Raw genomic sequence first — 19,137 nt, 5'->3', positions numbered from 1 at the left:
TCTATCTAAGAGATTGGATCGTTGCTTATCGAGCTGAGGGTGAGTTTTTCGGCGATGTACTTGCTTTAACCGGCTCAAAGCGCCGAATTAAATTCAAGGTCTCTACTCGTTCCGTATTCCTAAATAATACATTATCAGGAAAAATCTGCTTGATTTTCCAACCCTCTAGCTCCTCTCCCTCAATCGCTCGTAGCAGTTTGTCATTTTTAATATCGTGCAAAAGAGCTATAGCTTTATGGTCAGTAACCACAATCCCGCTAATGACAAATAAATCCTCCACATGACTATTGAGCTGTTGCTCCTCCCTTTCCCGGATAGCTCTTTGTTCTTTAGTCTCATTAGTCTCACCTGTCTCCATTTCATCAGGATCAGGGGGCTGGCGATTGGGTCGAAAAAGTGGACGAGTAGCAATCTCCCCATAGCGAGTGAAAGGAATTAACGCAATTTGCTCTGGTGGTTTCCGCGCAGGGGGATGAGTGTTTACCGAGTCTGTTTTGGCCTGCGTTTTACCTGCATCCGGTGAAAGCCTTACGGGATATAGCGCCTTTAAAACAATGATTATCAGCGCCAATAAACATAAACCTGCCAGCAAATTAGCCAGCATCCGATGATTAAGCGCCAACGGGTGGTGCATTAGGATCTCGCATATACCCGTAAAGCTCAAAGCTAATCGTCAGTAGGGTTTTTTCAATGATTTTTTTTCGATCTTGCAAGCTACGCTGCCGGATTTGGCGGCTCATGACTTGAAGGTGATCAATAAATAACAAAGGATGCCTAGATTCTAAATCATAGAGCACTTTCTCTAAGACTTCGGTACTACCGTTCATCCGAACATTGATTCCTACCCGGGGGAAAAGTTCAGTTTCAACGACGGGTAAATTTTGCATACTCATTAAAGTGCCGCCACCGCCGCTGGCCTCCAATGCAGCTTTAACCCATCTTTGCAGTTCGGTGGCCGCTAGTGGCGCAGATTGCTGGGCTAGATAATAAGCATTAGTGGCCTGCTCTCGATATAACTGCTTTAACTGAATCTCCAGCGTCGGTCGACTAGCAATAATTTGCTGATATTTCTCCAACCGTTGCTGCATTGAGGCAATATTCTCTTGATAAAATCTATGCTTTGCGATAATCGGCTGGATAGCCACAATATAAATCATTAGTAAAATCAATAACAATAAACCTATAGCGGCAGCACCGTGCCACTTTTCTGGTAGATGAAAATTCATGAAAGAGGTATCTCCACCTTAGGGATCTGAGCCGTGATATGGAAACGATCTCGACCCGTCTGAGAATCAGTGGTAATCGGTGAGCGAAATTGGGCGTTTTTCATATACGTAGAGGACTGTAAAAGGGCTATTAGTGCGGATGCCTCAACGGCCTCTCCCCGAATATTAAGCTCACCTCGGGTAAAATCAAGCTGCTGCAGCCAAATACTATCGGGCAGAATATGAGTAAGCTCATAGAGAAACTCTACCGCTGAAGGATATTGTCGTTTTTCTTTAATTAAAAACTCTGAAGCCTTAACCGCTTTCTCCAGTTGCTGGCGAATAGCCACAACCGCCTCAGCTTGCTGCTGAGCCGCCGCCACTTTTGGCATTAACTGAATAACCACATTCCGTTCTTGCCACAACGGGAGTAAAGTAGCCGTTGCAACCAAAACCAGCAGCAATACCCCTAGCCCAATATTAATCCGGGGCAGAATACTAGATTTAACAGGACGAGATTCCTGGGGCAGTAGATTGATCCGCATCTTTTCAAGACCCACTACACTGACTACAGCCGGCTGCAGTCCCCAATCAGACAGCCGCTCCAGCCATTCATTCAAAATCCGCTGCGGTGCTACTACTAAGCGGATTGTTATTTGACGTGTAGTTGCATTACGGCTGATTACCTCAAAATCGTAATACACCTGATTGACCGTAAAGGGGGTGTGTCGCTCCATCTCAAAAGCAAGGACTTGACGTAAATTCTCTTCCGCTGCAAAGGGCAGTTCAATGGATTTTGAGAGTACTTGCGCTGCTGGCAGGCGAAATATCAAGACCTCACCTTCATGAAGCAAACTGGTATCCCAACGCCTCACTCCATCATAAAAGCCAAGCACCTCATTACTTTCTCTCCGCAGTCGCTGTATCCGCACTCCATCGCCCTGTGGCTCCAAGACTACCGTTGCCGCCTGATGCCAAAATAACTGCCGTACCGACGGAGGAAGATAATACATAAGCCCTTGCCCCCACCAAGCTAAAAAACGGCTTAGATCTATATTGACATCAATATTCAGAGAATGGGAAGAAGCAACCTTAGCACTACTTTTTTGCTGTTTTCGTTTTGATTGATATTTCATGACATTTATCAGTATAAATATAGCAATACACTATAGTCGCTATAAACTCCTCCACTCAAATACCGATGAATTGGGGATGATGCCTCCCGTATTCAAAGCCCCTGGGGATACTGTAGCTTCTATAATGGCAACTCCCCCTCCTGTTATCTTGGCCTCAGCGTGCAAACTATACGCTACCCCCCCCGTCTGAGCCAAATATCCAGCACCCATAGCAGGCGGGGGAGGCGGTGTCCCTCCCGCGGCTTGGCTTTCTGCACGCGCTTGAACATAAGCTTCAACCGATCCGGGATCAATTCCTGGGATGGCTAATAAAGTCTCTCTAGATGCGGCTGCAGGATTAATACCCGCCTGCCCAGAAAATACGGTCAATGATTTCTCAACCCGTCGATATAACTCTAACGATACGCCAAAAACTTGCTGCAGCTCTGTGACCTCTTCAAAAGGGGCATCCTTAGCGCCATAAGGTAATCCAGCAGCAATATAGTCTTGATCTTCTGCGCCCTGTGGGTGAGGTATATCATCGGGATCTCGCCAATCTTCAATCACATCAAGTAAAGAATCTAGCTGATCTTGTGGTACACCAGCCGCCATGAATAATCCCCCTAAAAGCTCTCGGCTGGCCGTGTTTAAATCAATTAGCCCCGTAACATCCCGAACTGAAATAGTCACGGTTTCCGAGCCAATCTCTATAGGGTAAGGGGTACCATCAGCAGTAAAACGATGTAATTGCACGGAGCCGAGAAGATCAAAAATAGCATAATGAATACCGGCTTCTGCCAAAGCTCGCGCTTTCGCCTGCCCTACCAAGTTTGCAGCAAGCGTAGCCTCAATACCCACAGTGTAAGCAAAGCTGGCCGCAATAACAGCTACTAAAGTAATTGCCCATAATACTAATACCAGAGCAATACCTCGATGGGTAGCCTGACTGCCCAGAGTTTGGTGCTTAAGGGCCAAAGCCAATACCTCCTCCCCCTGGCGCTTGACTGCTATCTCGGGGATCAACCTGAATACGAGCGACCAACTGGGGCCATTGAATACCCTCAGTGCTGATTTTTAAACGTACAAGTTGTGGTGCCTGCTGTAAATTTTCCCAACCTTCACGCCACTGAAATCCTTCGCCCATCGCCATATTTCCACCGAAGTAAGAAAATCTTACACTATCGATGGCATCTAATAACACTTCCTGCTCAGGTTGATCTGTCAGTGGCTCATTAGGTCGGTAAGGCTGCCAATTCATGATTAATTGTGATGTCTTCCCTTTTTTCACCACCTTATAGGTGATCCAATACAGTCCACCTAAGCCTAAATGAGTGAGTAAGGGGGCCACAAACCTCATGCTATTAGAGCTACCCCAAAAAGTAATTACAGATCCTTGCTCAGGATCATGGTAAAACAACAGCTTAAGCTCTCTAAGTTGACGACGAAATAGACTATCGATGACTCTGAATTTTTCAATCGACTGAGTCTTTTGCTCAGCCGCCTCCCAACTGCGGGTTGATAGCCGTAAACTACTAAATAAGATCACCAAAATTATCCCTACTAAGGTAATGGCAATGAGCAGTTCTACCAAGGTAAATCCGCCATGTGAGCGTTTTATTTTTTTTAAGCCATACCGTGATAAATTAACTGTCAAGGTATTATTTTCAACCTTAAATTAATCATATAGTTGTTATTATCGGCTGTTAAAGCTAAAACAAGATAAGAACCATATTGGTAGCATAATTTAATATGAATATAGAGGAGATTATCTTACAGGCGCGTAAACTACAGATGCATCGTCATCTTTATCAAAGCGCTCAACTTTATCAGCAAATTCTTGATAACTACCCAAATCATCCAGAAGCGTTACTTGGGCTGGGCAATATCGCTATCCAGAACAAAGACTTTACCGCTGCTATTGCTCATTTAGAGCGTCTACTCACGGTAATAACGCCTCAAGCACCTCTCTTAAATGCCCTAAGCATGGCTCACAATAACCAGGGCTCACGGTTATTTGAAGTAGCTGATCTATCACCCGCCATCACCCATTTTCAACGGGCAGTTGCCCTTAATCCTAATAATAAACTGGCTTGGCGCAATTTAACGCTAAGCCAGCTTCAACTTGGACTAAGCCAAGCTGCCGTCATCAGCGCTCGTCAAACCGCTGCTTTAGATCCCCATAATCAGGAAGCTCAATTATTGTTAGCACGGTCATTGATTACCGATAATCAACCTTTGGCGGCCATTGACTTATTGCATAGTTTATCAAATATCCCTTTATCTAATGAAACCCTTATAGCTGTTGCTGAACAATGGCTACGCTGTCATCAATCCCATCAGGCATGGGCTTTGCTACAGCAACAATGTACCCATTTAAATACTTTAACCCCTCACATTATGACCTTAGCTCGCCGCTACGGAGAAAACTGGCAAGCGGCTCAATGGCTACAACAAAGGCTTAGACAAGAGCCGAATGTGAGTGAAAAACAGTATTTAGATCTGGCGCAAGCATTTGCCCACGCCGGGGAATCCCATCAGGCAATGAGCCTTTATCAACAAGCCCTAGCCGTCAACCCAAACTCTTGGCAAGCAAAGCTAGGTTCAATGCTTACCCTACCTATTATCTATGATAACCATCAACAGCTTACCGTGGCGCGGAACCGCTTTACCGATGGACTTAACGCACTTAAGACCTGGCAACCAAAATATTTACCCCAGCTAGCAGACTTAGTTTGGTCTAATTTTTTTCTAGCTTACCAAGGATTTAATGATCTTCAGCTGCAAACTGAGTACGGTAACTGGCTACATCAGTGGGCAAGCCACGCACAAGATACGCCTTATCAAGTTCAGCATACCTGCGCTGCAACACTGCGTCGTATCGGATTTGTTTCAAGCTTTTTCCGCGATTGTACTGTGGGTCATTACTTCGGTCATTGGCCTGAGACCCTGCGTAAAGCGGGATTTGAAGTGATAGTTTACCAACTAAGTACCAAAGGAGATCATTACACTCACACTATCGCAAGTTCAACCAGTAAATTTTATTATTTGACTGGCAATCTTTCTCAATGTGCTGCCAAAATCTTAGAAGATAAACTTGATGGGCTTATCTACCCAGAGCTGGGTATGGACGCTCAAGTATTGGTGCTTGCTGCCCTTAGACTAGCCCCGCTTCAGTGTTGCGCTTGGGGTCACCCAATTACCAGCGGTCTACCTACTATAGATATTTATTTTTCCTGTGGGACTATGGAGCCTAATATCGCTCAAGATCATTACCGGGAGCAACTGATATTGCTCCCCGGAATTGGCACTAGCTACCCTGCGCCCTTAACCCCTCCCGCTGCGAACCGTCAAGATCTCGGTCTACCTGAAAACCGCACCTTATATCTATTACCTCAGTCGCCGTTTAAGATTCACCCCGATATGGATACTTTACTCGCTCAGATATTGGCTGAAGACAGTATGGGTACACTGGTATTATTTATGGGTCAAGATCGCCGTGTAACTGACCGGTTATGGAAACGCTTAGAAGCTGCCCTAGCTAACACTGGCGCAAACCCTAAAATGCAAATGCTGCTACTTCCAGTCACATCTCGTACTCGTTACTTACAAATTAACCGCTGCTGTAATCTTATGCTTGATCCACCCCATTGGTCAGGGGGAAATACGGCTTTGGACGCGCTTAGCTCCGGGCTACCCATTATCTCATTACCCAGCGGGTATATGCGGGGACGACAAACAGCTGCTATGCTTACTTTGCTGGAACTACCTGAGCTTATTGCCCATAATACTCAGGATTATGTTGCTAAAGCACTCTACTATGGTGGGGATAAATTGGAAAATCAACGACTGCGGAATTATATTTCAGCCCGTTGCGGGCGACTTTTTAATCAGCAAGCGCCTCTTGAAGCGCTGATTGATTTTTTTCAAAGCTTTAAAGGATAAGAAAACGCCAGCAGGATACTGGCGCTTTCCTCCTTAAGCTTCCGTTAAATAGCTATTTATTTCAAGCTTTCTATAAAGGCTGCAATATTGGCAATATCATTATCGCTCAGTTTTTTAGTATTTTGATTCATGATCATCCCAGGGCCTTGTCCTTTGCGTTCACCGCTTTTAAAGGCATGAAGCTGCTTACTAATATAATCGGCATCTTTGCCTTTAAGTACTGGGAACATAGCTGGGTTAACGCTCTGACCTTCAGCTCCATGGCAAGCGACACATCCATTTTTCGTAAAATCCGCCTTGCCTGCTGCAGCATCACCCTCTGCTAAAGCAGAGATTGAAGCGGAAGCCATTGCAGCGCTGGCCATAATTAATAGGGTATGTTTTAGCATTTTCTTCTCCATTTTTTTTCTCCTGTTACTATTGGCATATTTTTGGAGTTTTCTCATGGCTGACTTCAATGCTATATCAGTCATATTCCATCAGCCAATAAAGCTGCGATTCCTTATGAGCTAGTATTGATTACCACTCTTCGCGCTTTAACTTCGGATGCTCCCCACCCTAAGTTCAACAAAAATCTAATAAAATAAGCCTATCCTTAATCTAGCTTTAAAACAACTCTCTATAATCTTAGACCGGTAAATAAAAAACATCAAAACCCAATCTTATCCTTAAAGCTAAAAGCACAATTTTATAGCTAGTATTTTTTCCTAGCCCTTGGGTGGGCTTGATCATATATTTTAGCCAAGTGCTGAAAATCCAAATGAGTATACACTTGTGTGGTACTAATATCCGCGTGACCTAACAACTCTTGCACAGCTCGCAGATCACCACTAGATTCCAGTAAATGAGTAGCAAACGCATGCCGTAAACGATGGGGATGTAGGGCCACATCAAGACCTTGACGTAAACCCCAAAGATGCAGCCGCTTTTGAATTGCCCGAGAAGATAAACGGCGACCTTGTTGGCTAATAAAAACCGCTTCTTCTTGCGGTTCAACCCATGTTAATCGTATTAAAAACCAACGGGCTAGGGCCTCTTTAGCTCGCCGCCCAATGGGAACTTCACGAATTTTGGCTCCTTTGCCAACAACACGTACCAAAGCAGCATTTAAATCTAAGGCTCGCATATTTAAGCTCACCAGCTCAGATAGCCGAAGTCCAGAAGAATAAAACAGCTCTAATATGGCCTGATCCCGAAGGAGTAAATCACTACTTAAATTTGTTTTATCCAATAGTTGAGCGACTTGATCTACATCAAGAACATGAGGCAGCTCATATTTTCCCTTGGGGGCGTAAAGCCTTTGTGCTGGGTTATCTTCCACTAACCCTTCTCGTTGTAGGTAGGTATAAAAGCTACGCAAGGCGGATAATAGACGTTGAATACTACGCCCAGATAATCCTATCTGGTGGCAGGCAACTACTATTGCCCGTACTTTTTGAGCATCTAATTCCTTCCAGCTACAAATTTTATTTTTGCAGCAAAATGCAACTACTTTTGCTAAATCATAACAATAACTTGCAATTGTCCGCGCTGATAGACCCCGCTCATACTGAAGATGAGTAAAAAAATGATTAACCCAAGCCTGCTGCTCTTCTTCCATACGCTTTAGATCCAATCATACTAAGCTCTAGGGGGATCAATACGCTTCATGACTTCTGCTATCCAAGTATATGCCGCTTCGTTTATCTCCATTACAGTCTTTGATTTAGTTTCAATCGGTGGGCCAATCACAACCTTAATCACCCCTGGATATTTGATAAATCCACCTTTTGGCCAATAACGCCCAGCATTATGGGCAACGGGTACGACCGGATATCCAGTCGCTTGAGCTAAGACAGCCCCCCCAATGGCAAAACGACCCATCCTGCCGATAGGTATTCGAGTACCCTCTGGAAATATCACCACCCAACGACCCGCCTCAAGGCGCTGCCGGCCTTGTAATAAGATTTGATTAAGCGCCTGACGTCCAGCTTTGCGATCAATCGCAATAGGCTCAAGTAACGCTAATCCCCAGCCAAAAAAAGGAATCCATAGCAAATCTCGCTTCAGTACCCAGCTCTGGAATGGAAAGATATGCTGTAACGCTATCGTCTCCCAAGCAGATTGGTGCTTGCACAGTATAATGGCGGGACCCGAGCTAATATATTCTATTCCCTGTGCCTGAAAGCTTAGCTTACAGGTTTTTTCAAGCCACCAAAAATTGAAATAGCTCCATTGCGTAATAAAGCGATAACGCTGAGGGAATGGTAGAAAAAATAAGGACAAGGCCCCTAAGGCAAAAATAAAAGTAGACAATACTTGTCCTAGACTAAACGCCAAAGACCGCCAAAATAACCCGTTAACTATAAATAAATTTCGAGCTAAGGATGGGCTAGGCTTATCCATAAGTGGTTTTTTCTCGATTCATTTGGCTAGCAACGTCTTAGCAAAGTGGTTACAACTGACGCTAAATCATCATAAATTTTAATTCCGACAGGTAAATTAGCAGCTTTCTCCGTTATTTTACCTTTGCCAGTACGTACCAGTAGGGGTATCGCTCCTGCAGCCTCAGCGGCTTGAAGATCACGTAAGGAATCCCCCACTGCGGGTATATCACTTAATGGAATATGCAAGCGCTTGCTGAGCTCTTGAAACAAGCCTGGGCAAGGCTTACGGCAGCTACAATTATCTTCTGGCAAGTGAGGGCAAAATAAAATGGCTTCTATGTTCCCTCCCATTTGGGCTAATTGCTGATGCATTTTATGATGAATTCGACTCAACATAGGTACATCCAAAAACCCTCGCGCTATCCCAGATTGATTCGTAATCACTATCACCCGATACCCCCCTTGATTAAGCCGTACTATAGCTTCTAAACTTCCAGTAATAGGCACCCATTCATCCGGGGATTTAATATAGTCATCAGAATCTTCGTTGATTACCCCATCTCGATCCAAAATAACTAAGCGCATTATTATTGTTTTAGATCTGTAGCCGAGAAATATCTGCTACTTGCAGAAATAATGTTTGTACTCGCGTGAGCAAAGCTAAACGATTAGCCCGTAAAGCAAGATCCTCTACTCTCACCATCACCTCATCAAAAAACCGATCAATCGGATCACGTAACCCTGCTAGAATCTTTAAAGCAGCCCCATAATCTCCTGTCTCCAATAATAGGGCTATTTCTTGCTCTAAAGTGTATACTTTATCGGCTAAACTTTGCTCAGCGGGCGCTTGCAATAATTCAGGCTGAATTTGCGCTGGAATCGCTTCTTCATGTTTACGTAGAATATTTTGAATCCGCTTATTAGCCGCTGCTAAAGATGTGGCCTCTGGAAGGGTAAGGAAAGCAGAAACCGCTTTTAATCGCCGATCAAAATCCCAAGGTTGTCTAGGTCTTAAAACTAAAACCGCTTCAATTTCATCGACCCGAAAACCGGCTTCTAAATAATAGCTGCGAAGACGCTCCAGCAAGTAATCATATACGTGTTGGGCTACGATATTTTTCTCAAGTAAATGATGACCATAGTTTTCACAGCTTAACGTAAGTAAATGAAGTAAATCTAAAGCTAGCTTAGATTCAATCATAATACGTAACACGCCTAAAGCCGCGCGCCGTAAACCATAAGGATCCTTATCACCACTAGGCGCTTGGCCAATACCAAATAACCCAATTAAAGTATCAAGGCGATCAGCTAAGCTTAGCGCTTGGCCTGTAGCTGTACGGGGTAGGATATCCCCTGCAAAGCGGGGTAAATATTGCTCTCTAAGGGCTTCTGCTACCTCTGCAGGTTCATGACTATGAAGTGCATAATAACGACCCATTACGCCTTGTAATTCAGGAAATTCCGCCACCATCGCAGTAGCTAAATCACATTTAGATAAAAACCCAGCACGCTCTGCCCAATTTTCATTACCCCCAATATCTCTCGCAATATAGCGGGCAAGTTGCGCAATTCGCGTCGTTTTATCAAATATACTGCCTAATTTTTCCTGAAAAGTAATTCTTTTAAGTCTATCGTTATAGCCTATTAATGGCGTTTTACAATCCGTGGCGTAGAAAAAGGCAGCATCCGTAAGACGAGGCCGAATCACCCGCTCATTACCAGCTACTACAGTAGCCGGATTCTCACTTTCAATATTACACACCGTAATGAAATAAGGCATTAAACGCCCTTGCTCATCCTGCACCGGAAAATATTTCTGGTGACTTTGCATCGTGGCAATGAGCGCTTCTGTTGGCAGCGTTAAAAAAGCTTTGTCAAATTCGCCGGCTAACGTCACCGGCCACTCAACTAAACCCGTCACCTCATCTAGTAGGGCTTCATCAATCAGGGCTTTTCCACCTAAAGATTGGGCAGCCGCCATGACCTGCGTATTAATAGTCTCACGGCGAACAGAAAAATCAACTAATACCTTACCTTGGGTTTCTAATAAAGATACATAGTCAGCAGGTTTAGACAAATAAAGCGGGGCTAGACAATGAAAACGATGCCCCCAAGTCTTACGATCGGCTTGAACCCCTAGCAGGGTTGCAGGAATGATCTCATCCCCAAACAGCAGAATCAGCCAGTGGACTGGCCGTATAAACTCTGCTTGAAGATTACTCCAGCGCATACGTTTCGGAATAAGAAGGGCTTGTATTGCCTGAGCCAGTATTGCTGGCAATAGCTCTTGGGTGAGTACGCCCTCTTGACGCTGTCGATAGACTAACCAAATCCCTTTATCATTTTCAATGCGATCTAAGGCATCCACCAGCACACCACAACTATGGGCAAAGCCCTGAGCAGCAGCAGTAGGTTGCCCCTCTTTGGTAAAAGCGACTGCTAAAGCGGGGCCTCGGCGCTCCACTACTCGATCTAGTTGAGAAATTGCCAGATCCTGAACCCATACGCCTAAACGTCGTGGCGATCCATAGCTTTTTAGATCGGTATAGGTAAGCCCTGATGATTCTATTCTTTGACTCAATTCCTGAGCAAAATTTTTAGATAGCGCATTCAATGCTTTGGGAGGTAACTCTTCAGTGCCAATCTCAACCAAAAGATCTCGGGTTTTATCCATTGGCTGCCCCCTGACTACGGGTAGCTAGCATCGGAAATCCCAAAGACTCTCGACGGGCTAAATAGGATTCAGCGACCGCACGGGCAAGGGTACGGACGCGCAAAATATAGCGCTGCCGCTCAGTGACAGAAATAGCATGACGCGCATCCAGTAAATTAAAAACATGAGAAGCTTTTAATACCATCTCATAGGCCGGTAAAGGTAACTCGGCTTCAATCAGGCGTTGGCTTTCACTCTCATAGCTATTAAACCAAGCAAATAAATGATCTATATGAGCCTGCTCAAAATTATACTTAGACATCTCCACCTCATTTTGATGGAAAACATCTTTATAGGTAATACACTCTCGGGGACCTTCCGCCCAAACTAAATCAAAGACACTATTGACCCCTTGTAAGTACATCGCTATTCGCTCCAAACCATAGGTAATCTCACCCGTGACGGGTCGGCACTCTAATCCTCCCACCTGTTGGAAGTAGGTAAATTGGGTGATCTCCATACCATTGAGCCACACTTCCCAGCCTAATCCCCAAGCGCCAAGGGTAGGGGATTCCCAGTTATCTTCTACAAAGCGAATATCATGGATTAATGGAGATATCCCTAACATGCGCAATGAACCTAAATAAAGATCTTGAATCTCTAAAGGTGAAGGCTTAAGCATCACCTGATACTGGTAATAATGCTGGAGTCGGTTGGGGTTATCTCCATAACGCCCATCCGTGGGGCGGCGTGAAGGCTGCACATAGGCAGCACGCCAAGGCTCAGGCCCAATAGCACGCAGAAAAGTGCTAGGATGGAAAGTTCCAGCCCCCACCTCCAAATCATAGGGTTGGAGAAGTACACAGCCTTGCTCAGCCCAGTATTGCTGTAGCCGTAGGATAAGATCCTGAAAAGTTGCAGGCATTGTTGCTACTAATCCCTGCTTTAATCCATTGATAGTCATTTTTATTATCTATTATAGATAGGCCAAAATATAATTTACTTAGATTATCTCTCTAGATCATAAAATAGATCAGCCTCAGATTCGAGGCTAATCTCAGCCTGTAGAGCCTAGTGTTGATTTAGCTTATAGCGAATAGAAGACATTAAACCATTCAAGCACCTGAATACTATAACCAATATAAAGGCACGATAAGAGATATTTACCTAGTGTTAGTGTGCTGAGCCACCCTAGTTTTTCCTCAAGAACATATCCTAATCTTCAAAGCGCTTTGATATTTTCCAAATGCTCTTCTAACAATTTTACAATAGCCTCACCGATAGCAACGAGATTCTCCCTGTACTCAATAAGGTCTGCTTTTGTGTTGATCCGCTAGAATCACGCTCAGCACACGTGCGGCAACAGATGGACTACGATATCCACCTGGTTTACGCTCCATTAGAATGAATTCGATATCGTTTTTGATAATGGCGTTCGGTTCATAAGGCTTTCCTAAAAAACCCCCTCCGCTTCCTATAGCCTCGTATTTAGCATTGGTAATCTTATGCCAGATAATCGGAGTCAAATTAGAATAACCAAGCTTTCGACAACGGTCCTGAATAGAGGCATGCAAAGGTACAACCGTGTGCTCACCATCATTCTTACGCCGTGATAGGCAAACATCGCCTACTACACACACTAGGCGGCCACCGGGCACAAGCACTCGATAGCATCCATGCCAGACTTTATCAAGCTGATCCAGAAACTCTGTGTAATCTACTACAGCACCCAATTGAGAAGGATGATCGTGGTATTTTTTTAAAGTCCAGTAGGGCGGGGAGGTTAGAACAAGATGGACACTCCCCAGATCAAGAAAATCAAGATCTCTGGCATCGGTGTTATAGAGGTTATGCCGCGTTGGAATGAGAGGCAATGTTCGCTCAATTTTGGCAATAAGAGCTGTATCTTTTGCAATGTGCGGCAACTCAGTCTGATGGTTGACGATTGCTCCAATCTCTTGAAGGAGCCAGTCTTCTACTGCCCCGTTAAAGGTGGGGATCTAATCTGGATAAAGCTCCTCATCTAGCACTTGTCCTAAACCCCAGCCTGTTTGGTCAAAGGTAGGAAGAAAAATACTTTTGGCTAAATTGATTTCTCGCGCCGCTTGTAATACGGCAAGTACGTAAGCTTTATAATCAGTTTTATAGGTATTCACAGTTTGATCCTCCAAATAAATTTACTAAGAATCCTATTTTAAATGCCATACTCAATATAAAATATTATTGATAGTTACCTGATATATTAAGGATAATACGTTTATCTTCCTGAGTATTTAAGAAGAGATGGGGAAATCGACTATATTCCTATACCGTTGGTGCGAGAGAAAACTTGACGAAGCCGCTATGTTATTAATAACGCTAATGATACCGCTATCTTTAAGATGCCCATTTACCTTGATCATCGTTGATCCAATCTCTTCAAAATTTACCGAGCCTTAAAGATAACTTAGCTTATTTTATACCTTAGCCTTAGTAATAGCGCTTTACGAAGCTATGTAACAGTATTCTCTATAGCGCTCGGAAATCTTATTTTGTAAAAAATAGGTCAATATAGGGTTGAGATGATGTATCTTTCTGCTTTCATTTCTCAAGCGATACATAACTATCGCTTAAATTTAGCACTACTCCTTTCAGTTTTGATTCATGGGACGATTATTTTTAATATCAGCCGATCTAATACTCGCTTACTTCCTCCAGTTAAAACGCCTCTCCCCATGTTAGAGGTTAATTTAGTTGCTCAGCCACCCGATTTTCCTACGCAAAATAAAACTATAGCCAAGGAAGAAACAATATCTTCAGTCCCAGCGAAAATTAATACTCCAGCTAAAATTCAAGAGACAATTTCTACACGCATAGAGGCTTCCAAGATTTTAGGTCAGCAATTATTACTTCACGCTGCTCATTATCAGCAGCAAGATAAAAAACCCATACCAATAGCAAAGACTACGCCAAAGCTAAATTCTCCTAGCCCTCAGCCCTCAGCTCGAGAGCTTATTGCAGGCTTAGATCAGCAACTTATTCGAGAAATTCAAGGCCATAGCCATCAACCTCGAAAGCAATATATTGATTCTCATACTAAGAGATATGCTGCTGTGGCTTACTTAAATGCTTGGTGTAAAAAAATAGAACGGATAGGAAAAATGAGCTATCCAGAAAAAGCTAAACAACAGGAGTTATCAGGAAGCTTAGTTTTAGCCGTTGATCTTAATCCCGACGGTACGGTTGCCGATATTATAGTTCGCCGATCTTCTGGCTATAAAGTCCTAGATAAAGCAGCTATCCACATCGTACGTTTAGCCGCCCCTTTTGCCAAAGTGCCTGAGACCGTGCTACAAGGATATGACATGCTTTCCATTGTGCGCACATGGCAATTTCATAGCAATACAGATTTTAGCTCAAGTTAACAAGGTAATCCTTACGCAACCAGGGCTGGAAAATAGCAGACAAATTATAATTGATGCTTCTTATAATCAATACTAGAACAGGGATTAGCAATACGTGAACGAAACTGCTGACAACAAAGCGCCAGCTAAGCCTCGAGTCGTGCTAGGTTTTGATTTTGGACTGAGCTACATTGGTGTTGCTGTAGGCCAAGAAATCACCTACACCGCTAATCCTTTAATCACCCTCAAAGCCCATGATGGAAAACCCAATTGGGATCAGGTGACTCAGCTGATTGAGCAATGGCATCCTGACCTATTAATCGTGGGACTACCACTTAATATGGATCAATCTGAACAACCTTTAACGCACGCAGCTCGTCGCTTTGGTAATCGTTTACATGGCCGTTATGGATTACCCGTAGAATGGGTAGATGAGCGCTTATCTACTGTTGAGGCTTGGGAGCAATTAATGCTTAAACCTAATTTTCTTAGTCGTCGAGACATTGATCAGCTAGCCGCCCAGTGTATTCTGCAAACATGGCTGAGAGAGCAATGAATATCCCGCAAAGCCTTTTAAATATAGATGCCCTACTCCGTAAGCTAGCAATGGATTTAAGCCAGCTTATTACCCAGCAGCAACGGGAAAATCCAGTCATGATTGGTATCCGCACAGGCGGAGTATGGGTTGCAGAACATTTATTAGCACAACTAAACACTATTATTCATGATCCTCTAGGGGTACTTAATATTGCCTACTATCGGGATGACTTTACCCGTACTGGAGTACATCCCCAAGTTCAGCCATCCCAACTTCCTTTTTCTACTGCTGATCGGCATGTTATTTTGGTAGACGATGTACTCTATACTGGGCGAACCATAAGGGGGGCGCTCAATGAAATTTTTGACTATGGTCGCCCAGCCAGTGTCACCTTAGCGGTCTTAGTAGAGCGCGCTGGCCGTGAACTCCCAATACAAGCCAATGTAGTTGGCCATCATTTAGAATTAACACCTAATGAGCAAATTAAATTAATCGGGCCAGAACCATTGCAATTTAACCTCCAGCGTACTGATCTTATAAGATGAATAACATTAAATGAGTAATATTCAGCTAGATAACCAAGGCCGGTTACGCCATCTTCTCAGTATTCAGGGATTAAATAAGGATCTCCTCACGCTTATCTTAGATACCGCTGAGAATTTTTCTAGTATTAGCGGTCAGCAAGTTAAAAAAGTCCCGCTACTTAGGGGAAAAACTATTGTCAATCTTTTCTTTGAAAACAGCACCCGAACTTTAAGTACTTTTGAATTAGCCGCCAAACGTCTTTCAGCAGATGTTATGAATCTCAATGTTCGTACTTCCTCAACGCAAAAAGGTGAGAGTTTATTAGATACCCTTCGCAGTCTAGAGGCCATGCACTGCGATATGTTCATCGTACGCCACCCTGACAGTGGAGCTGCTCATTTTATCGCCCACCATGCCTCTCGTCACGTCAGCGTTATCAATGCAGGAGATGGCTGTCATGCCCATCCTTCTCAAGCCATATTGGATATGTTTACTATCCGCCGCCATAAACCCTCATTCCCTGATCTTCGAGTAGCAATTATCGGTGATATTCTTCACTCTCGAGTGGCCCGATCAGAAATTCACGCCCTAACGCTCCTGGGAGCCGGAGAGATTCGTGCCATTGCGCCACGGACCCTACTCCCTCATAGTATAAATTCTCTAGGTGTTCGCGTCTTCCATGATATAAAAGAGGGCCTAAAAGATATAGACGTGATCATCATGCTACGACTTCAGCGGGAGCGCATGCAAGGCGCACTCCTACCTAGTCAGCGAGAATATTTTCAGCTCTACGGTTTAACTGAGGAAAAACTTAATCTCGCTCAACCAGATGCCATTGTGATGCACCCAGGCCCCATCAATCGAGGAATAGAGATTGCGTCAGACGTTGCCGATGGACCTCACTCTGTAATTTTAGAACAAGTCAGTCATGGAATTGCTACCCGCATGGCAATCATGGCCATGACCATGCAGATACCCGTTCCCGAAGCTAAAGAGACCCGCTAATGCATATCGTGATTCGAGGGGGGCATCTCATTGATCCCTATAACCAAGTAGATGCACTTCATGATCTCTATCTCGCTAATGGCCGGATAGTCTCCATCGATAAAGCTCCTGAAGGTTTCCTAGCTGAACAAGAAATTAATGCTCAAAATCAAATCATATGCCCTGGATTAATTGACTTACGAGCAAGGTTACAAGAATCAGGACGGAAGTGGAGAGGGGATATCACTACTGAAATACTAGCAGCAGCTAAGGGCGGAATTACGACCCTATGCTGCCCGCCAGATAGTATTTCAGTTAATAGCTCAGTTACCACCGATCTGACTCCTCACCAGACAACACCGCGTCAGCGGAGCAAAATTCTACCCTTGGGTGCCCTCACGCAAGATCTCAAAGGGCTACAACTTGCAGAGATGGCTACCCTAAAAAAATCAGGCTATGTAGGAGTGAGTAACTCTTCAGTCCCTATTGCTGACAGCCGTGTTATGCGCCACGCCATGGAGTATGCGGCAACCCTTGGGATCACCGTTTTTCTCCACCCCCGCGACCCTTGGCTGGGTATTGATGGTTGCTGCCATGAAGGAGTTATCAGCGCCCGACTAGGATTAGCAGGAATTCCAGAAACCGCTGAAACAATTCCACTAGCCCGGGATTTACTCCTTATCGAACAAACGGGGGTTCGTGCTCATTTTTGTCATCTTTCAAGTGGCCGAGCCGTACAAATGGTGAAAGAAGCCCAAGCTGGGGGACTGTTGGTTACAGCGGATGTCACTGCCTACCATCTCCATCTTACTGAGAATGATATTGGGGAGTTTGATAGCCAATGCCACGTTATTCCTCCCCTACGATCCCGACAAGATCGAGAGGCTCTCCATGAAGGTTTACGAGAGGGTATCTTCAGTGCTATTTGCTCTGATCACCAACCTCATGATATCAATGCCAAGCTAGGCCCGTTTGCTATTACTGAACCGGGGATTTCTGGATTAGAATCCTTGCTACCCCTCTGTCTGCGGCTAGTACAGGATGATATTCTCACACTTACTGAGGCTATTGCTTATTTAACTTATCGTCCCGCTCAAGTACTGGGTATTGATAGTGGCCATTTAGCCCCTGGGCAACCCGCTGATATTTGTATTTTTGATCCGAATTGCTGCTGGACTCTTAAGCCTGAAGAGATGATCAGCTATGGAAAAAATACCCCCTTTAGCGGCTGGGAATTTCAAGGGCGAGTGACTCATACATTGCTGGCAGGTCAAGTGATTTTTAAAGCTGAAACGCCATGAAACCAAAATCTCATCGAGATACTATTCTAGTGGAAGACGGTAAAGTCTTAACCCATGATTCTTATCTTGGCAATCAGTATATATTATGGCTCGCAGCTCCAAATATTGCCGCCCGCGCTACCCCCGGAAGCTTTGCTCATCTTCAATGCGATCCCAACCTCCCCATGCGTCGACCTCTTTCTATCATGCGAGCTAATGCTAAACAAGGGTGGATAGAGTTCCTCTATAAAGCCACAGGCCATGGCCTGCAGTTATTAAGCCAAAAAACAGCTGGGGAAATCATCAGTATTATCGGCCCTATCGGCCAGCCCTTTAAATTAGATCCTGCCTATCCTCGACCCCTACTCATCGGTGGCGGCGTAGGGATTCCTCCCATGATATTTTTAGCAGATACCCTACGCCAGGATAGCCATTTCAAACCCTTAGTCCTCATGGGATCGGAAGTTCCTTTCCCTTTCCAACAAAAGCCTTCTCAATTTCTGATACCAGGTTTACCTGATGGGGTGATTGGGGCTATGCCCTTACTGGAGAATTGGAAAATCCCAAGCCGATTAGCCAGTCTTCAAGGCTACCCTGGCTGTTTTGAAGGCTTTATCACCGATCTAGCCCGACATTGGCTACTCACTTTATCTCCAGCTCAACGGCAGGAAATCGCCCTCTATGCTTGTGGCCCTCACCCAATGCTACAGGCCACCACAAAATTGGCGCGAGAATTTGATCTTCCTTGTCAAATCTCTCTGGAAGAATTTATGGCCTGTGCTGTTGGCGGCTGTGCTGGCTGCGTAGTAAAGATTCAAACTGCGCAAGGACCCGCGATGAAGCGGGTCTGTGTAGATGGCCCTGTATTTGACGCAAAGACCGTATTTATTTAGATATTTCTGCTGTATTCTTCTTAAAATGCGAAGAGCAACAGCGTACTTAAGAGCTGTTGCCCGTATCCTAAAGGCTATTTTTTCTAAATCTGCTGTACTCTCTTTGGTGCGATTAGGCAAAGCGTTAGGGCGCTGAAAGCTTATTTAGATATAAGGCTTTAGACGCTATTTTATCTTTTCCATAATAACGCTCGAAGTTCCCCTAAGCCACCTTGACTTTAGGATTTTAATATCTATTCTTAAGCAGCTATAG

The 19,137-nt window shown here is 44.4% G+C and carries 20 protein-coding genes; 7 read left to right on the top strand and 13 right to left on the bottom strand.

Annotated features, from left to right (window positions below; translation table 11 throughout):
• Nucleotides 1-25 precede the first annotated feature (25 nt).
• Genes TAO_RS00810 through TAO_RS00790 form a run of 5 tightly spaced genes read right to left on the bottom strand, consistent with a single transcriptional unit; the run spans nt 26 to nt 3,974 of the window.
• Nucleotides 26-634, bottom strand: a complete 609-nt coding sequence (locus TAO_RS00810; protein ID WP_096526186.1) for a pilus assembly protein PilZ — start codon at nt 632-634, stop codon at nt 26-28.
• Nucleotides 612-1,226: a type II secretion system protein GspM gene (gene gspM, locus TAO_RS00805; protein ID WP_096526185.1), complete on the bottom strand. Its 615-nt coding sequence runs from the start codon at nt 1,224-1,226 to the stop codon at nt 612-614. The genes TAO_RS00810 and gspM overlap by 23 nt, the downstream gene beginning before the upstream one ends.
• A complete protein-coding gene (locus TAO_RS00800) occupies nt 1,223-2,341 on the bottom strand; it encodes a PilN domain-containing protein (protein ID WP_096526184.1) in 1,119 nt (372 codons plus the stop codon). The genes gspM and TAO_RS00800 overlap by 4 nt, the downstream gene beginning before the upstream one ends.
• Nucleotides 2,342-2,380: 39 nt before the next feature.
• Nucleotides 2,381-3,301 (bottom strand): type II secretion system minor pseudopilin, encoded by a 921-nt coding sequence (locus TAO_RS00795; RefSeq protein WP_231910523.1) that lies wholly within the window; start codon nt 3,299-3,301, stop codon nt 2,381-2,383.
• Entirely contained in the window at nt 3,285-3,974 is a 690-nt protein-coding gene (locus TAO_RS00790) for a prepilin-type N-terminal cleavage/methylation domain-containing protein (RefSeq protein WP_096526183.1), read from the bottom strand. Before TAO_RS00790 ends, TAO_RS00795 begins: the two co-directional genes overlap by 17 nt.
• A 95-nt stretch (nt 3,975-4,069) precedes the next feature.
• On the opposite strand from TAO_RS00790, the gene TAO_RS00785 reads away from it, so the two are divergent.
• Nucleotides 4,070-6,262 carry an O-linked N-acetylglucosamine transferase family protein gene (locus TAO_RS00785; protein ID WP_096526182.1) on the top strand — a complete coding sequence of 731 codons (2,193 nt, stop codon included), beginning with the start codon at nt 4,070-4,072 and terminating at the stop codon, nt 6,260-6,262.
• Nucleotides 6,263-6,318: 56 nt separating this feature from the next.
• Here TAO_RS00785 and TAO_RS00780 read toward each other — a convergent pair whose 3' ends face one another.
• The 8 genes from TAO_RS00780 to TAO_RS09585 form a co-directional block, all read right to left on the bottom strand.
• Nucleotides 6,319-6,663, bottom strand: a complete 345-nt coding sequence (locus TAO_RS00780) for a c-type cytochrome (RefSeq protein WP_231910522.1) — start codon at nt 6,661-6,663, stop codon at nt 6,319-6,321.
• 293 nt (nt 6,664-6,956) lie between these two features.
• The gene (xerC, locus tag TAO_RS00775) at nt 6,957-7,862 is read right to left on the bottom strand and encodes a tyrosine recombinase XerC (RefSeq protein ID WP_096527688.1); all 906 of its coding nucleotides are present in this window, start codon (nt 7,860-7,862) and stop codon (nt 6,957-6,959) included.
• A gap of 20 nt (nt 7,863-7,882) precedes the next feature.
• The gene (locus TAO_RS00770) at nt 7,883-8,647 is read right to left on the bottom strand and encodes a lysophospholipid acyltransferase family protein (protein ID WP_096526181.1); all 765 of its coding nucleotides are present in this window, start codon (nt 8,645-8,647) and stop codon (nt 7,883-7,885) included.
• Nucleotides 8,648-8,673: 26 nt separating this feature from the next.
• Entirely contained in the window at nt 8,674-9,213 is a 540-nt protein-coding gene (gene gmhB / locus TAO_RS00765) for a D-glycero-beta-D-manno-heptose 1,7-bisphosphate 7-phosphatase (RefSeq protein ID WP_096526180.1), read from the bottom strand.
• A gap of 10 nt (nt 9,214-9,223) precedes the next feature.
• Nucleotides 9,224-11,302 (bottom strand): glycine--tRNA ligase subunit beta, encoded by a 2,079-nt coding sequence (glyS, locus tag TAO_RS00760; RefSeq protein WP_096526179.1) that lies wholly within the window; start codon nt 11,300-11,302, stop codon nt 9,224-9,226.
• The gene (glyQ, locus tag TAO_RS00755) at nt 11,295-12,245 is read right to left on the bottom strand and encodes a glycine--tRNA ligase subunit alpha (protein ID WP_096526178.1); all 951 of its coding nucleotides are present in this window, start codon (nt 12,243-12,245) and stop codon (nt 11,295-11,297) included. The genes glyS and glyQ overlap by 8 nt, the downstream gene beginning before the upstream one ends.
• Nucleotides 12,246-12,585: 340 nt before the next feature.
• A complete protein-coding gene (locus TAO_RS00750; RefSeq protein ID WP_231910521.1) occupies nt 12,586-13,206 on the bottom strand; it encodes a DNA methyltransferase in 621 nt (206 codons plus the stop codon).
• A 75-nt stretch (nt 13,207-13,281) separates the two neighbouring features.
• The gene (locus tag TAO_RS09585) at nt 13,282-13,437 is read right to left on the bottom strand and encodes a hypothetical protein (RefSeq protein WP_172419025.1); all 156 of its coding nucleotides are present in this window, start codon (nt 13,435-13,437) and stop codon (nt 13,282-13,284) included.
• A 405-nt stretch (nt 13,438-13,842) separates the two neighbouring features.
• On the opposite strand from TAO_RS09585, the gene TAO_RS00745 reads away from it, so the two are divergent.
• The 6 genes from TAO_RS00745 to TAO_RS00720 all read left to right on the top strand — a co-directional run bounded on the left by TAO_RS00745 (nt 13,843) and on the right by TAO_RS00720 (nt 18,884).
• The gene (locus TAO_RS00745) at nt 13,843-14,685 is read left to right on the top strand and encodes an energy transducer TonB (RefSeq protein WP_231910520.1); all 843 of its coding nucleotides are present in this window, start codon (nt 13,843-13,845) and stop codon (nt 14,683-14,685) included.
• 94 nt (nt 14,686-14,779) lie between these two features.
• Nucleotides 14,780-15,220: a Holliday junction resolvase RuvX gene (gene ruvX / locus TAO_RS00740; RefSeq protein ID WP_096526175.1), complete on the top strand. Its 441-nt coding sequence runs from the start codon at nt 14,780-14,782 to the stop codon at nt 15,218-15,220.
• Complete coding sequence (pyrR, locus tag TAO_RS00735; RefSeq protein ID WP_096526174.1) at nt 15,217-15,747, top strand: bifunctional pyr operon transcriptional regulator/uracil phosphoribosyltransferase PyrR; 531 nt, start codon at nt 15,217-15,219, stop codon at nt 15,745-15,747. The genes ruvX and pyrR overlap by 4 nt, the downstream gene beginning before the upstream one ends.
• Before the next feature lie 10 nt (nt 15,748-15,757).
• A complete protein-coding gene (locus TAO_RS00730) occupies nt 15,758-16,732 on the top strand; it encodes an aspartate carbamoyltransferase catalytic subunit (protein WP_096526173.1) in 975 nt (324 codons plus the stop codon).
• A complete protein-coding gene (locus tag TAO_RS00725) occupies nt 16,732-18,012 on the top strand; it encodes a dihydroorotase (RefSeq protein ID WP_096526172.1) in 1,281 nt (426 codons plus the stop codon). Before TAO_RS00730 ends, TAO_RS00725 begins: the two co-directional genes overlap by 1 nt.
• Nucleotides 18,009-18,884, top strand: a complete 876-nt coding sequence (locus TAO_RS00720; RefSeq protein WP_096526171.1) for a dihydroorotate dehydrogenase electron transfer subunit — start codon at nt 18,009-18,011, stop codon at nt 18,882-18,884. The genes TAO_RS00725 and TAO_RS00720 overlap by 4 nt, the downstream gene beginning before the upstream one ends.
• Nucleotides 18,885-19,137: the final 253 nt, after the last annotated feature.

The organism is Candidatus Nitrosoglobus terrae (assembly GCF_002356115.1).
Lineage (GTDB): Bacteria > Pseudomonadota > Gammaproteobacteria > Nitrosococcales > Nitrosococcaceae > Nitrosoglobus > Nitrosoglobus terrae.
Note: the sequence above shows the minus strand (reverse complement) of the source record. Positions and strands in the feature narration are given on the sequence as shown.